General features: G+C 29.6%; 12 protein-coding genes and 2 pseudogenes. 3 read left to right on the top strand and 11 right to left on the bottom strand.

Translation table 11 applies throughout. The annotated features are described in order from the left end of the window. Nucleotides 1–2,177, bottom strand: a 2,177-nt coding sequence (mutS, locus tag QM495_RS01250; RefSeq protein WP_408670287.1) for a DNA mismatch repair protein MutS, incomplete at its 3' end; no start/stop codon positions are given. 142 nt (nt 2,178–2,319) lie between these two features. Between mutS and QM495_RS01245 the strand changes: the two genes are divergently transcribed. Continuing rightward, the gene (locus QM495_RS01245) at nt 2,320–2,850 is read left to right on the top strand and encodes an RNA methyltransferase (protein ID WP_408670286.1); all 531 of its coding nucleotides are present in this window, start codon (nt 2,320–2,322) and stop codon (nt 2,848–2,850) included. Here the strand turns inward: QM495_RS01245 and mgtE are convergent. The 4 genes from mgtE to QM495_RS01225 are packed head-to-tail and all read right to left on the bottom strand — an operon-like array spanning nt 2,847 to nt 7,089. Next, nucleotides 2,847–4,199 (bottom strand): magnesium transporter, encoded by a 1,353-nt coding sequence (mgtE, locus tag QM495_RS01240; RefSeq protein WP_408670285.1) that lies wholly within the window; start codon nt 4,197–4,199, stop codon nt 2,847–2,849. The genes QM495_RS01245 and mgtE overlap by 4 nt on opposite strands. Beyond that, nucleotides 4,189–4,965: a 16S rRNA (adenine(1518)-N(6)/adenine(1519)-N(6))-dimethyltransferase RsmA gene (rsmA, locus tag QM495_RS01235; RefSeq protein ID WP_408670284.1), complete on the bottom strand. Its 777-nt coding sequence runs from the start codon at nt 4,963–4,965 to the stop codon at nt 4,189–4,191. The genes mgtE and rsmA overlap by 11 nt, the downstream gene beginning before the upstream one ends. Nucleotides 4,966–4,968: 3 nt before the next feature. After that, nucleotides 4,969–5,301, bottom strand: coding sequence for a DUF4286 family protein (locus QM495_RS01230; RefSeq protein WP_408670283.1), 333 nt, complete (start codon nt 5,299–5,301; stop codon nt 4,969–4,971). Between the two features lie 12 nt (nt 5,302–5,313). Next, nucleotides 5,314–7,089: a tetratricopeptide repeat protein gene (locus QM495_RS01225; protein ID WP_408670282.1), complete on the bottom strand. Its 1,776-nt coding sequence runs from the start codon at nt 7,087–7,089 to the stop codon at nt 5,314–5,316. A 136-nt stretch (nt 7,090–7,225) separates the two neighbouring features. Between QM495_RS01225 and QM495_RS01220 the strand changes: the two genes are divergently transcribed. Beyond that, entirely contained in the window at nt 7,226–7,366 is a 141-nt protein-coding gene (locus QM495_RS01220; RefSeq protein WP_408670281.1) for a hypothetical protein, read from the top strand. Here the strand turns inward: QM495_RS01220 and serS are convergent. Genes serS through QM495_RS01205 form a run of 3 tightly spaced genes read right to left on the bottom strand, consistent with a single transcriptional unit; the run spans nt 7,359 to nt 10,189 of the window. After that, nucleotides 7,359–8,633, bottom strand: coding sequence for a serine--tRNA ligase (serS, locus tag QM495_RS01215; protein ID WP_408670280.1), 1,275 nt, complete (start codon nt 8,631–8,633; stop codon nt 7,359–7,361). The two genes, QM495_RS01220 and serS, sit on opposite strands and share 8 nt — an antisense overlap. 53 nt (nt 8,634–8,686) lie before the next feature. Continuing rightward, entirely contained in the window at nt 8,687–9,229 is a 543-nt protein-coding gene (locus tag QM495_RS01210) for a hypothetical protein (protein ID WP_408670279.1), read from the bottom strand. Nucleotides 9,230–9,247: 18 nt separating this feature from the next. Then, nucleotides 9,248–10,189, bottom strand: coding sequence for a bifunctional riboflavin kinase/FAD synthetase (locus tag QM495_RS01205; RefSeq protein WP_408670278.1), 942 nt, complete (start codon nt 10,187–10,189; stop codon nt 9,248–9,250). A 142-nt stretch (nt 10,190–10,331) separates the two neighbouring features. Here QM495_RS01205 and QM495_RS01200 point away from each other — a divergent pair, with 142 nt between their 5' ends. Then, nucleotides 10,332–14,273 (top strand): reprolysin-like metallopeptidase, encoded by a 3,942-nt coding sequence (locus tag QM495_RS01200; RefSeq protein WP_408670277.1) that lies wholly within the window; start codon nt 10,332–10,334, stop codon nt 14,271–14,273. Between the two features lie 221 nt (nt 14,274–14,494). Here the strand turns inward: QM495_RS01200 and QM495_RS01195 are convergent, their stop codons facing one another. The 3 genes and pseudogenes from QM495_RS01195 to QM495_RS01185 all read right to left on the bottom strand — a co-directional run. After that, nucleotides 14,495–14,707: a type II toxin-antitoxin system RelE/ParE family toxin gene (locus QM495_RS01195; protein WP_408670276.1), complete on the bottom strand. Its 213-nt coding sequence runs from the start codon at nt 14,705–14,707 to the stop codon at nt 14,495–14,497. 97 nt (nt 14,708–14,804) lie between these two features. Next, nucleotides 14,805–14,930, bottom strand: a pseudogene (locus tag QM495_RS01190) (type II toxin-antitoxin system ParD family antitoxin); the annotation flags it as partial. Nucleotides 14,931–15,044: 114 nt separating this feature from the next. Beyond that, nucleotides 15,045–15,260 (bottom strand): annotated as a pseudogene (locus tag QM495_RS01185) (hypothetical protein); the annotation flags it as partial.

The raw sequence follows: 15,260 nt of genomic DNA, 5'->3' as shown, positions 1-15,260 counted from the left end.
GCTTTTGAAGGATGTTCATGTAAATATTCGGCAATGGCCCAAGCAATTGAAATACCGTCGTAAGTACTGGTTCCACGCCCAATTTCATCTAAAAGTACGAGACTTCTATCAGAGATATTGTTCAAAATACTTGCCGTTTCATTCATTTCAACCATAAAGGTTGATTCACCCATAGAAATATTATCACTGGCACCAACACGTGTAAAAATTTTATCTACAATACCAATTCTTGCATTTTGAGCAGGTACATAACTTCCCATTTGAGCCAACAACACAATTAAAGCAGTTTGACGTAAAATAGCCGATTTACCACTCATATTTGGACCGGTAATCATAATAATTTGTTGCTGATGAATGTTTAAAACAACATCATTTGCAATATATTCTTCGCCAAGTGGTAGTTGTTTTTCAATGACTGGATGACGACCATTTTTTATTTCTAAATCGGTAGTTTCATCTAATTGAGGGCGTACATAATTGTTTTGTTTGGCAATTTCAGCAAACGAGCTTAAACAATCTATTTGAGCTATTAATTGTGCGTTTAATTGAATTGGTTGAATGTAATCTAATAAAGAGCTGATTAATTCAGCAAAAAGCTCGTGTTCTAGTTTCCCAATTTTTTCTTCAGCACCTAAAATCTTGGTTTCGTATTCTTTTAACTCTTCGGTAATATAACGTTCAGCATTTACCAAAGTTTGTTTACGAATCCACTCTTCAGGTACTTTATCTTTATGTGAATTTCTAACTTCAATATAGTAGCCAAAAACGTTGTTAAAAGATATTTTTAATGAGGTAATTCCTGTACGCTCAACTTCTCGAGCCAACATCGCATCTAAATATGCTTTTCCTGAAGTTGAAATTGCTCTTAATTCATCTAATTCTCCTGAAATTCCACTAGCTATTGCATTCCCTTTATTAATATTTACAGGCGCATCTTCATTTAAAGTTTTTGAAATTTTTTCTCGAAGTGAATTACAATTTTGAAGCTGTTCTCCAATAATTTTTAAGGATTCATTGTTACTTTTTTCAGCAGCTTCTTTTATGGGAATAATGGCATTTAAAGAGTTTTTAAGTAATACCACTTCACGTGGATTCACCTTTCCGGTTGCTACTTTTGAAACCAAACGCTCAATATCACTAATTTGTTTTATTTGGTAGGTTGTTAATTCAAAAAAGTCATCATTATCAATAAAATATTTAACAATATCATGTCTTTTTTTTATTCGATTGATATCTTTTAAAGGTAATGCTAACCACCGTTTTAACAATCGTCCACCCATTGGTGAAATAGTTGTATCAATAACATCTAAAAGTGTTACTGCATTTACTGAAGTTGAGTTATACAGCTCTAAATTACGAATGGTGAAACGATCCATCCAAACGTAATTATCTTCAGAAATACGGTTAATTACCGAAATATGATTAAGTTTATTGTGTTGGGTTTCATTTAAATAATACAGCACAGCACCAGAAGCAATAATACCTTCTTTTAAATCATCAACACCAAAACCTTTGAGTGTTTTCACTTTAAAATGATTGGTTAATGTTTCTAACGCATATTCTGGTTGAAAAATCCAATCTTCTAAATAAAACGTATAAAAACGGTCACCAAATAATTCATTGAATTTTACTTTATACTGTTTTTGAACTAAAATCTCACTCGGATTGAAATTTTGAAGTAACTTATCAATATATTCTGAATTTCCTTGAGCAGTTAAAAACTCACCTGTAGAAACATCTAAAAAAGAGATTCCTACATATTTTTTTCCAAAATGAACCGCTGCTAAAAAGTTATTGGTTTTGGATTGCAAAACTTCGTCGTTTAGAGTAACACCAGGAGTTACTAATTCTGTAACACCACGTTTTACAATCGTTTTTGTCATTTTAGGATCTTCCAATTGGTCGCAAATTGCAACTCGCATTCCAGCTTTTACTAACTTAGGTAAATAGGTATTTAAAGAATGATGAGGGAAACCAGCCAACGCAGTTTCGGTTTCACTTCCGGCGCCACGTTTGGTTAAAACAATTCCTAAAACTTTCGCAGCTTTTTTAGCATCTTCGCCAAAAGTTTCGTAAAAATCCCCTACTCTAAACAACAACATCGCATCAGGATATTTTACCTTGATGGCATTGTATTGTTTCATTAAAGGAGTGACTTTCTTTATTTTCGCTGCCAATTTTTAAGAATTTAGATTAGTTTTGCGAAGTTACATTTTAATTGAAAGATTGAAAAATTTAAAGATTAAAGAATTAATGTTTACTTGTTATAGTTTTTATATATGTTGAGATATTTCAAGTAGATTTAATTAAATACTAATTATGAGAAAATTAAAAAATAGTGAATTAGAAAGATTGAATGTTGAGGAGTTTAAAAAAATTAGTAAAATTCCGTTAATTGTTGTACTTGATAATATTAGAAGTTTAAACAATATTGGCTCTGTTTTTAGAACAAGTGATGCTTTTTTAATTGAAAAAATTTATTTATGTGGAATTACTGCTAAACCACCACATAAAGAAATTCATAAAACAGCGTTGGGGGCTACAGAATCTATAGTTTGGGAATATGTTGAAGATACTTTAGAACTGGTCAAAAAATTACAAAAAGAAAAGGTGTTAATTGCTTCTATTGAACAAGCTGATAATAGTACATTGCTTCAAGATTTTACTATTGAAGCAAATCAAAAATATGCAGTTATTTTTGGGAATGAAGTAAAAGGAGTACAGCAAGAAGTAGTTTCATCTTCAAATTATTGTATTGAAATTCCACAATTTGGGACAAAACATTCTTTAAATATTTCTGTAAGTGCTGGTGTTGTTTTATGGGATTTATTTAAAAAAATTAAGTATTAAAAACCTAAAATTAATTTTGCAATTGAAAAATAGATTAAGATTCCTAATATATCATTACTAGTTGTTATAAATGGGCCTGTTGCTAATGCAGGATCTATACCTCTTTTATCTAAAATAATTGGAACAAACGTACCAATTATAGATGCTATAATAATTACAGAAATTAAAGAAATGGCAACGGTTATACCAACTTTTAAATTGAACCCCAAGAAGAACATTCCGGCGGACATTAAAAGTGCAGCCAGTATAAATCCATTTAACAAACTTTGAGAAACTTCCTTTAAAAGTCGATTCCAATAAGAACCTTTTAAATTATCATTGGCTAAACCTTGCACAATAATTGCTGAAGATTGAACTCCAACATTTCCTGCCATTGCCGCAATTAGTGGTGTAAAAAAGAAAAGTACAGGGTAATTATTCATAGCTCCTTGAAACCCCCCTAAAATAGAAACACTAATAAATCCACCAAATAATGCTAAAATTAACCAAGGTAAACGAGCTTTTGTAAGCTCCCAAATAGTATCGTCTGCTTCAACATCTTGTGATATACCTGCAGCCATTTGGTAATCTTTTTCAGCTTCTTCTTTTATTACATCAACTATATCATCAATGGTAATTCTACCTACAAGATGACCAAGATCATCAACTACAGGAATGGCTTCTAGGTCATATTTTTGCATCACCTTAGCAACATCCTCTGTATCGTCACTTACATTTACAGCATCTACTTTTCTAATGTAAACATCTTTTATAGCTGTTTTTGTAGAACTTGTTAATAGATCTTTTAAAGAGAGTCTTCCAATCAAAACATCAGCATCATCAACAACATAAATAGAATGAACCCTTGTAACTTCTTCAGCCTGTTTACGCATTTCTTTAATGCAGGTTAAAATATTCCAGTTTTCATTTACTTTTACTAATTCTTTCGCCATTAATCCACCAGCAGTATCCTCATCGTAACGTAAAAGATCAAGAATATCTTTAGCATGTTCTTCATCTTCAATATGTGAAATTACTTCCTTTTTTTGCTCTTCTGAAAGCTCCGCAATAATATCTGTAGCATCATCAGTGTCTAACTCTTCTATCTCTTCAGCAATTTCTTTTGAGGAAAGCCCTTTTAATATTTTTTCACGGTCATCTTCATCTAATTCAGCAATAACATCAGATGTTTTATCGCTTTCTAACAATTTAATTAAAAATAGTCCTTCTTCAGGATTTAATTCTTCAACAATTTCAGCAACATCGGCATAATGTACTTCTTCTAATAAATTTAAAAGGGTGTCATTTTTTTGTTCAGCAATTAATTGTTGAACTTTTTGAATGTATTCTTGGGTAATTTCAAACGACATCTTTTTCTATTTTAGAGGTAAGATTGATAAACTCTTGAACAGATAATTGTTCTGGACGTTTTGCAAAGATAGTATCTTCTCTTAAACTATCCGATAAATTCAAGGTTTTTAAACTATTACGAAGTGTTTTTCTACGTTGTTGAAAAGCAGTTTTTACTACTTTGTAAAATAATTTTTCATCAACTGGAAGTGTGTAGTTTTCTTTTCGAGTTAATCTAATAACTCCAGAATCTACCTTTGGCGGTGGATTGAAAACGGTTGGAGGAACGGTAAATAAATATTCAACATCATAAAAAGCTTGGGTAAGTACCGATAAAATTCCATATACTTTACTACCTTCCTTTTCAGCAATTCGTTTGGCTACTTCTTTTTGAAACATTCCTGAAAATTCAGGAATTTGATGCCGATTTTCTAAGGTTTTAAAAACTATTTGGGTGGAGATATTATAAGGAAAATTTCCAATAATTGCAACTTGTTCTTTCCCAAAATAATCAGACAAATTAATTTTTAAAAAATCTTTTAAAATAACTCTACTGGCTAAGTTTAAATAATGTGCTTTTAAATATTCAACCGATTCAGAATCAATTTCTATCACATGTGTTGTAAAATCTTTTTTGAGCAAATATTTGGTTAACACACCCATTCCAGGACCAATTTCTAATACATTTTTATAGTTCTTCCCAATTAAACTATCTGCAATTTGTTGTGCAATAAGTTCATCATTTAAAAAATGTTGTCCAAGATGTTTTTTTGCTCTTACACTCATAAATTAATTTTTTAAGCTCATACTAAATTGTTCACTAATTACTTTTAATTCGGTTCTAAAAGCTACTATTTTATCTTTGAATAAAACTAGCGCTTCTTCACGTAATTTATTCGCATTTTCGTTGTAGTATTCGTGTAAAGTTTCTAAACTTTCAGTAGTGTATTGAACAGAGTAAGTAACTCCTCCCATTTCTTCATTTATTAAAACCTGACTCATTTTAGCGCTAATAAACTTGCCTGTTTCAAGCATATTAGGAATGTGTTTTTCTTTCATCCATTGTAACCATTCTTTTTGAATAGATTCATGAACATTAGTTGTTACGTTGTAGATATACATTGTTTTTTATTATTAATTTATGTCGTTGTCTCTTAGTTTTCTGAATTTTTTACGAGCATCTACTAAATAAATACTAGATGGATATTCAAAAATAATTTTCTGATAATACTCTTTTGCTTTTTCAATGTTATTTAATTTGTACAAATATAATTCGGCTAAATAATAATGTGCATCATCGGCTAAAATATCATCCTTATCAATTTTTATAAGCTGAAGATAGTTGTTTTCAGCATTTATATATTGACTTGTTTTTTCAAATAATTGCGCTTGTTTAAAAAGTGCCTCATCTTCAATTGGATGTCCTTTATAGGTATTCAATATAACTTGCAGGGTGTCTATTGCTTGGTTGTTTTTATTTTGATATGACAGTAAATCGGCTATTGCATAGGTTTTTAATGCTATTTTTAAACTGTCATTTACGGCGTTGTCTGTAATTAACAGGTTTAAATCTAATGCATCATTTGCAATTAATTGAGAGGTTGAATTTTTCAATACTTTTAATTGTGATTGCGCCCATTTAAAGTCTCCTTTAAAATAGGACGTTTGTGCTATTTTAAATCGTGCGGTTTGCCCAATAGTATAATTTTTTAAATTGTTTTGAACTTGTGTGTAATAAATTAAAGCACTACTAAACTTATTAGCAAACACTAAAATATCGGCTAATTTTGTTTTTAAATGCCCTTTTTGAAATTGGTTTATGGGTAATTTTAATGCCTTTTTTAAAACAGCAATTGCTGCTTTTGAGTCGTTTTTTTTGAAAGCTAAAAATTCCGCATAAATTGCTTGTATATTAACAGTATTTACCGATTTCCCATATTGATTAAAGATTTCTTGAAATTTGAAATCTATTGCATCAATTGATGTATTGGTTTTCATATCAATTTCTAATAAATACAATTTAGCAACTAATTTAGTTTCTAAATGGTTGGTGTTTTCTAAAATATAATTAAAACAATTTTTACTGTTTTGGTAAGCTTTATCGTTAAATGAAATTTTACCAATGTCAATAATGTTTTTTAAATTGCTAGAGTTTCTTTTAAAAAGTGCTTTTTCTTGCACAAATGCTTTGTTGTACTCTTTTTGTTGCATAAAAAGCCAACTCAATAATTCATTCCAACTATTTTGTGGGTTATTTTGAAGTCGTTTTAAAAGCAGCCGTTTTAATGAAACATTATAGTTGTTTACAGGGTCTTCAGAAATAAATTTACCTATATAATTTTTTGCAGTTGAAATATAATTTTCACCACTTAAAATAAGATCTAAATAGGTGCTAAACATGTTTTTAATTTCACCTTTTTCACCATAAATAAAAGCAATTTGAAAATTATAATTGGTAGTAGGATTTAATTGCATTCCTTTTTTATATACAAGTATTGCGTAATCTAACAAATGATTATCTTGAAATGTTTTTCCTACTAAATAACTCGAATTTGGATTTTTTTCAATTGATTTTAGTGCTTTTTGGTAAAACTCATCAGCTTTTTCTTTTTTATGTTGTAATTGGTAGCTGTAGCCCAATTCAACATATAAATACTCTTGATTAGTAAAGGTTTTTAATTGTTTATTTATAATAATATTTATGTCTTCAAAATTTTCTAATTGATGATAACAATCAATCAAATAGTTTAAATAGGTTGTATTGTATGAATGTTTTTCATGTAAAGTTTTATATATAGAAGCAGCTTTTTCATATTCTCCATTCCTAAAATATTGAAATGCTAGTTGTGGTTCCTGAGCATATATTTGCAAAGAAATAACACATAAAAATATGAAGATAATATTACGCATTTACTATTTTTATTGAGCCAAAGATAACTAAACAAGTGTTAAAGTTTTTGTAAAATTAGGGTATTCTCTAATAACCGTTGTAACATTTTGGCACGGAAGTTGTTTTAAATAAAAGAGAATAACTAAATTTTACAAAATGAAAGAATTAATCAAACAATACGAAACAGCAAAAAAGAAAGCTTTTAAATTTATGAGTAAAGGTCAATTAAATGCATATTTTGATGCGCTAATTGAAATGAACTATTACAAAAAAATGATAACTGTAAGCGCTAATTAATTAGTTCAAATCCACAATACGGTACTAAAACTTTAGGAATTTTAATTCCTTCAGGTGTTTGGCAATTTTCTAATAATCCCGCTAAAATACGTGGTAAAGCTAAAGAACTTCCATTTAAGGTATGTGCTAATTCACTTTTCCCATCGCTATTTTTAAAACGAAGTTTTAATCGGTTTGCTTGAAACGTTTCAAAATTTGAAACAGAACTAACTTCTAACCAACGATCTTGTGCTGTTGAAAACACTTCAAAATCGTATGTTAAAGCAGATGTAAACCCAATATCACCACCACATAAACGTAAAATTCTATAAGGTAAATTTAAATCTTGTAAAATTCCTTTCACGTGGTTTACCATACTATCTAAAGCTTCATAAGATTTTGTTGGATGCTCTATTCTTACAATTTCTACTTTATCAAATTGATGTAATCTGTTTAAACCGCGAACGTGTGCTCCATACGAACCTGCTTCACGTCTAAAACAAGGTGTATAAGCCGTTTTACAAATAGGAAAATCATCTTCTTTTAAAATAACATCTCTAAAAATATTAGTAACAGGAACTTCAGCCGTAGGAATTAAAAATAAATTATCTTGTGCATCATGGTACATTTGCCCTTCTTTATCAGGCAATTGACCAGTAGCAATACCAGAAGCTTCGTTAACCATTAATGGCACTTGAACCTCATCGTAACCGGCCTCTGTATTTTTATCTAAAAAATAATTGATTAATGCCCTTTGTAATTTTGCTCCTTTCCCTTTATAAACTGGAAAACCAGCACCAGTTATTTTATTACCAAGTTCAAAATCAATAATATCATATTTTTTTGCAAGTTCCCAATGCGGTAAAGCACCTTCGTGTAATGTTGGAATTTCACCTTCTTCAAATACTATTTCATTATCTTCTTCTGTAGAACCAGCAGGTACAATTGTGTTTGGAATATTAGGAATTAGGTATAGTAAATCTTGTAATTCAGTTGCCTTGGCTTGTAAATTTTCAGTTAAATCTTTTGATTTTTCTTTTAACTGAATTGTTTTTTGCTTTAATATCTCAGCTTTTTGACGTTCACCAGATTTAAATAACTGTCCAATATCTTTCGATAATTTGTTCGATTCAGCTAAAATAGCATCTAATTTTGTTTGTATTGCTCTTCTTTGTTCATCAGCCAATATCGTTTTGTTAACTAATTCTTTAGCATTTTTTAAATTTCTTTTTGCTAAACCTTTTAAAACAGTTTCTTTGTTTTCTCTAATAAACGCTACTTGTAACATTGCTCTTTTCCTTTAATTGAAAGGCAAATTTAATGAATTGAAGTGAAAAGAAGCTAATTACTTGCATTTGATTTAAAATAAACTATTTCGTTTATTTTTGAAATAATTTGTGGTACTTCTTTTATGTTAAATTTAAAATCTATTTTCAAAGAGTTTTTTGTAAGTTCAGAAATTTTAAATTCACCATTTTTAATAGGGTAATAGCCTGTTTCTCCTTTGCAATAACATAAACGCCCAAAATAAAATTTTACATTTTGAAGTTCGCTATTTGAGAGTGAAATTTCTGAAATTTTTGGTTCAAATTCTGCATACACAATTTCAATATAATTACTGTCTTGTGTGTTAGTAATAGGATTTTTTTTGTAGGTATATTTAAAAATAGTTTTTTCACCTTCAGAAATTATTGGGTAGGTAATTCCAACTTCATCTTTTTTAAAAATAATAGATTTATTAGGAATTAATTCAATAGTACATTTGCCATTCTCAGGACAATTTTCAGTTTCAAAATTCAAATTATTATTCACTGTAAATGTTTTATTTTTAGTTATTTTACAGGAAGAAAATAAGATAATTATAAGTAGTACTAAATTTTTCATAGGTTGAATTTACAACAATTATAAATCAAAAAATAGACCATTAATAATTTTTAATGAGTTTTCTTTATCTTTTCGTAGTTGGGTTTTTAACGATTCAATAGAATTAAATTTTTGTTCATTTCTTAAAAATGATAAAACTTCAATTTGAATTTTAGAGGTGTATAAATTTTTATTAAAATCAAAAAAGTGAATTTCAATAGTTTGGTTTTTACCACTTACTGTTGGCCTATAGCCAATGTTCATCATTCCAAAAATGGTTTTGCTATCAATTTGAGATTTAACTACGTAAGCACCCGTTTTGGGTAAAAGTTTATAGGTTTCCTTTACGTGTAAATTAGCTGTTGGATATCCAATTTTCTTACCTAAATTTTTACCAGTAACCACTTCGCCGGTAAGCATAAAATTATACCCTAAATAGTTGTTAGCTTTCTCAATTTCTCCATTTTCAATTGCTTTTCTAATCCTAGTTGAGCTTACGGTTAAATTATCAATATCATGTTGAGATATAACATCTACTTTAAATTTCAACTCCGTACCGTATGTTACTAATTGATTGAAATCACCTTCTCTATTTTTTCCAAATTTATGATCGTAACCAATAATTAGTTTCGCAATTTTTAATTTATCTACTAAAATTGATTTCACAAAGTTTAAAGCTGTTTGTTTAGAAAATTCTTCTGTAAATTCATGAACAACTAAAGTTTCTAATCCAGTTTTTTCTAATAATTGGATTCGTTCATCAATTGTATTGATTAATTTAATGTCTGAATTATTTTGTAACACCATTCTTGGGTGTGGAAAAAAAGTTAACAAAACAGAAGTAGCATTTTTTGAAGCAGCACTTTTCACTAAATTTTTTATCACTTTTTGATGTCCAAGATGAACACCATCAAACGTACCTATGGTAACAAAAGTTTTTTTAGTTGATTTATAAGTAGCTAAATTTTTAAAAATTTTCAAAATTGAAAACAATATTAATTATAATGAAGTAGCAAAAATACTTTATTTAATTATAAAAAACATAGTTATATAATTCTATTGTAGTCTGTGAAAAATAAAAACCTTTATATTTGTGAATTAAACGCCCTATTTATTTAATATTATGATAAAATTTAACCTAAAACACCTCTTTTTTACATTATTTGTCTTTGCTGTAATTTTTTCAATACAAGCTCAAAATACCGACCAACTTTGGTCTAAAAGTTCAGCTTTAGAAAAGACTTTAGAAAAAAAAGTATTTAGGAAAACCATACCTACTAAATTTGAGGTTTTTCAATTAGATGTGAATTCTTTTAAAAATAAATTGGCAAATGCTCCCAAAAGAGTTGCAGGGAAATCAAAAATATCAACGGCTATTTTAAGTTTTCCAAATGCAGAAGGAGTACTAGAAAGATACGAAGTATTTGAAGCTTCAATTATGGAAGAAAGCTTGCAAAAAAAGTATCCAACTATTAAATCTTATTCTGGTAAAAGTATAGATAATCTTGGTTCAACAATTAGATTTAGTGTAACGTCTTTGGGTTTACATGCCATGATTTTTCAAAAAAATGAAGGAACAATTTACATAGATCCTTATACAAAAAGTAAAGAATCGTATATTATTTATACTAAAAAAAGTTTACCTGCGATAGCTCCTTTTGAGTGTAAAGTTGAAGATTATAATTCGGTACTTAAAACAGTAAAAGCAACTGTAAGTGCTAAAACTGATAATGCTAATGATGGAAGTTTAAGAACTTATAGATTAGCCGTAGCTGCAACTGGTGAGTATTCTCAGTTTCATTTAACCAATCAAGGGATTAGTGCTACAGCCACAGATAATGAGAAAAAAGCTGCTGTTTTATCGGCTATTAATATTACTATGACTAGGGTAAATGGTGTTTTTGAAAGAGATGTTGCCTTAACAATGGTATTAGTAGCAAATGAACCCGATGTTATTTTTCTAGATGCTGCAACTGATAACTTAGCAAACAATGATTCTTCAACATTAATAGATGATAGTCAAACAGTAATAGATAACGTGATAGGTTCTGCAAATTATGATATTGGACATACTTTTAGTACTGGTGGTGGTGGTTTAGCTCAACTAAGATCTCCTTGTACTACAAGTAAAGCAAGAGGAATAACAGGTACTAATGCTCCAATAGGAGATGCGTATGACATAGATTATGTAGCACATGAAATGGGACATCAATATGGTGCTAATCACACATTTAATAGTGATACTGGTAGTTGTGGTGGCGGAAATAGAAATAGTGGAACAGCAGTAGAGCCTGGTAGCGGTTCAACTATTATGGCGTATGCTGGTTTGTGTGCACCAAACAATGTACAGTCAAATAGTGATTCTTATTTCCATTTGGTTAGTATTAGAGAGATGTGGGCAAATATATCTACAGGTAATAGTAGTTCTTGTGCTCAATTAACAAGTACAGGAAATAATACGCCAACAATTGAGACATTAATAAACTATACAATTCCAATTTCAACTCCTTTTGTTTTAGATGCAGCAGCAACGGATGTTGATGGAGATAATTTAACATACTCTTGGGAACAATTAGATACAGAAATAGCTACACATCCTTTAGTTTCAACAGCTACTGGAGGTCCAGCATTTAGATCGGTTGGGCCAACATCATCATCTAAACGTTATTTTCCTAGACAGAGTACTGTTATAGCGGGTAATTTAGCTACTACTTATGAAGTTTTACCTTCAGTAGCTAGAACCATGCAATTTGGAGTAACTGTGAGAGATAACTTTATAAATGCAGGTCAATCTGCTAGTGATGAAACTACCATAACTGTTGATGGAACTTCTGGACCATTTAATTTAACTTCTCAAAATACTGCTATTACTTGGGATGCAGGGACAGCTCAAACTATCACTTGGGATGTTGCCAATACAAATGTAGCTCCGGTTAGTTGTTCCTTTGTTAATATATTATTGTCAGAAGATGGCGGTTTAACGTATCCAATTACTTTAGCTTCAAACATTACTAATAATGGTTCTTACGATATTGTAGTTCCAAATAATGCAACAACTGTAGGAAGAATTAAAGTTGAAAGTGTTGGAAACATTTTTTATGCCATGAACGATGCTAATATAACGATTCAAACTTCAGAATTTATTATGGATTTTGCCTCATTCAATGAAGCAATTTGTACTCCAAACAATGTAGTGTATACATTTAATTATACTACTTTTTTAGGTTTTAATGAAACTACAACCTTTTCAGCCTTAAATAACCCAACAGGTACTACAGTTACATTTAATCCAACTTCTGCAACTACCAATAACACTACTGTAGAAATGACCATAAGTAATATTGAAGATAATGATGTTGGTAATTATAATATTTCTGTAACTGGAAATTCAACATCAACTACTAAATCAACAGTTGTTAGTCTAGATGTTTATTCTTCTACAATTAATACACCTAATTTGGTAGCTCCACTAAACAATGCTACAAGTGTTTTAAAACCATATACATTAAGTTGGGATAATGAAGTAAATGCATTAAATTATGATGTGGAAATTTCAACCGATAATACATTTTCTACAGTTGATGAATCTGCAAATGTTACTATAAATTCTTATAGCCCTTCTACACTTTTATTGAATACAGCATATTTTTGGAGAGTAAAAGCAATAAATGCTTGTGGCGAAAGTAGTTTTTCCAGCATAAATAACTTTATTACTGCAAATGAAGTTTGTGGTTCAATACCTTCTTCAGATACGCCATTGAGTATACCGGATAATACTACTACTGGTGTAAGTTCAATAATCAATGTTACTGAAAATAAATCAATAACAGATGTAAATGTTACTGTAAATATTCCTCATGAATATGTGGGAGATTTAACATTAACATTAACGAGTCCACAAGGAACTTCAGTTATACTAGCTGCAAATGTAGGTGATAGTGGAATTAACTATACAAATACAGTTTTTGATGATGAATCTGAAACTTCTATTAATTCTGGTATAGCACCTTTTACTGGAGTATTTTCTCCACAAGGAAATTTAGCTAATTTTAATAGTGAAGAATCTTTTGGAAATTGGACTTTAAAGGTGGTAGATAGTGGACCAGCAGATGTTGGTCAAATTGATAGTTGGACTATTGAAATTTGTGGTGTTAATTTACCAAGTGATACTGATAATGACGGAATTGATAATGCAGTAGATAACTGCATAGATATAGCAAATCCAGATCAATTAGATACAGATGGTGACGGTCAAGGAGATGTTTGTGATACAACACCAAATGGAGATGATGATAATGATGGTGTAGATAATTTAGTTGACCTGTGCCCAAATAGTGAACCAGGTAGTTTGGTTGATGCTACAGGGTGTTTAATTCTTTCTCCAGATAATTTTAATATTGAAATTATTAGTGAAACCTGCCCTAACAAAAATAATGGGCAAATTATAATCACTGCAAATGAAACACATAATTATACAACTATAATTAAAGGGATTTCAAGTAGTTTTACAACTGGTTTAACAGTTTCAGATTTAACACCAGATACTTATAATTTCTGTATTTCAATAACAGGAGAAACCTACGAACAATGTTTTGTAGTTGAGGTAGTAGCAGGAACAACGATTTCAGGTAAATCAAGTGTAAAAGCAAACAAAGCAACAGTTGAAATAGAACAAGGAACTGCACCATTTAAAGTTTTTGTTAATGGAAAAGAAGTTTTAGAGACCAATGCTCCTGTATTTTTTGTAAATGTTAACCACGGAGATTTACTAGAAGTTAAAACGGCAAAAACATGTGAAGGAATTTATGCTAAATCTATTAGCCTATTGAACGATTTTGTAGTATATCCAAACCCAAGTGATGGAACTTTTGAAATAGCAATACCTATAGCCGAAAAACAGGTAGTAATTTCAATATACAACATACAATCACAATTAATATCCATAAAAACATATCCTGTTATTTATGGTAAAGTGAGCTTAGATATAAGCAATCAACCCACAGGGATTTATATAGCAAAAATTCATTTGGATAAACCAGTTACTTTAAAAATTATAAAAAGTTAGGTTTGGTTTTCTATTTTATAGTAATTTATAGTATTTGAAAAGGTAGTTCAATCAGAATAATTGAGCTACTTTTTTATGTATTTAAAAGAATGGGCTTTTATAAGATTAGTGCGAGTTTAAATACTAAATATTTTCGACTAACTTTAATCTTATTTTTTTGTTATTATTTCAATTTTCACTCAAATGTAAGCAATAATTTTATGAGTTGTTGTTTGTAGTTTTTATCTGGTTATTCTTTTTTTTAAATCCATTCTTTCGTGTAAAATTCTCGTAATTTTAACGTAGTTTTCATTTAAGGTTTGGTAGAAAATAATATGTAAATTCGTTTTCAGTCCGAATAGATTTTTGAGTAATTCCCTCATATTTTTTCCTAAATCTAGATTGTTCGCAATTTCTTGACAATTTGAAATAATCGATTCGTAATATTTGTCCACCTGCTTTTCCGATCAAACTTCAAATGTATAATCCCAAATTTTCGATAAATCCCCAACGGCTTTATTGGTCAATTTAAATTTAGCATTTGAGATTTTCTTTACTCTCTTCCTCTTCCAATAGTCCTAATCCTGCTCGTATAACTTCGCTTACATTTTTAAACTTACTTTCTCTTATTTGGCTTTGAACGAATTGGTTAAAATAATTTCCGAGTGATATTGATATAAACTAAAACGGACTTATTTAATACTAATTAAAATGGCTGAGTAAGATTAAAATTATTCAAAAAAAAACCTCCCAATTGGGAGGTTTTTTTTTGAATAAAAACAGTATGAATGTTTAGTTATTTAAAACCCAAGCACCATTTGTTTTAATTATGTTCATAGTTAAGGTATTTATACCATTATTGTATAAAAGATAGGTAAATAAATATTTTTGTCCTTCTGCAGCAGTAGGATTGATATGGTCAGCAAGAATACCCATTGAATATAATAATTGAGCATCTGTCCAATTATAATCAAAATCTCCATAACTAGCCAAATTTGGTAAACTAAC

Source organism: Lutibacter sp. (assembly GCF_046055765.1).
In the GTDB taxonomy this organism is placed as follows: Bacteria; Bacteroidota; Bacteroidia; order Flavobacteriales; family Flavobacteriaceae; genus Lutibacter.
The sequence above is the reverse complement of the archived record's forward strand: the minus strand, read 5'-3'. Positions and strand labels throughout refer to the sequence as shown.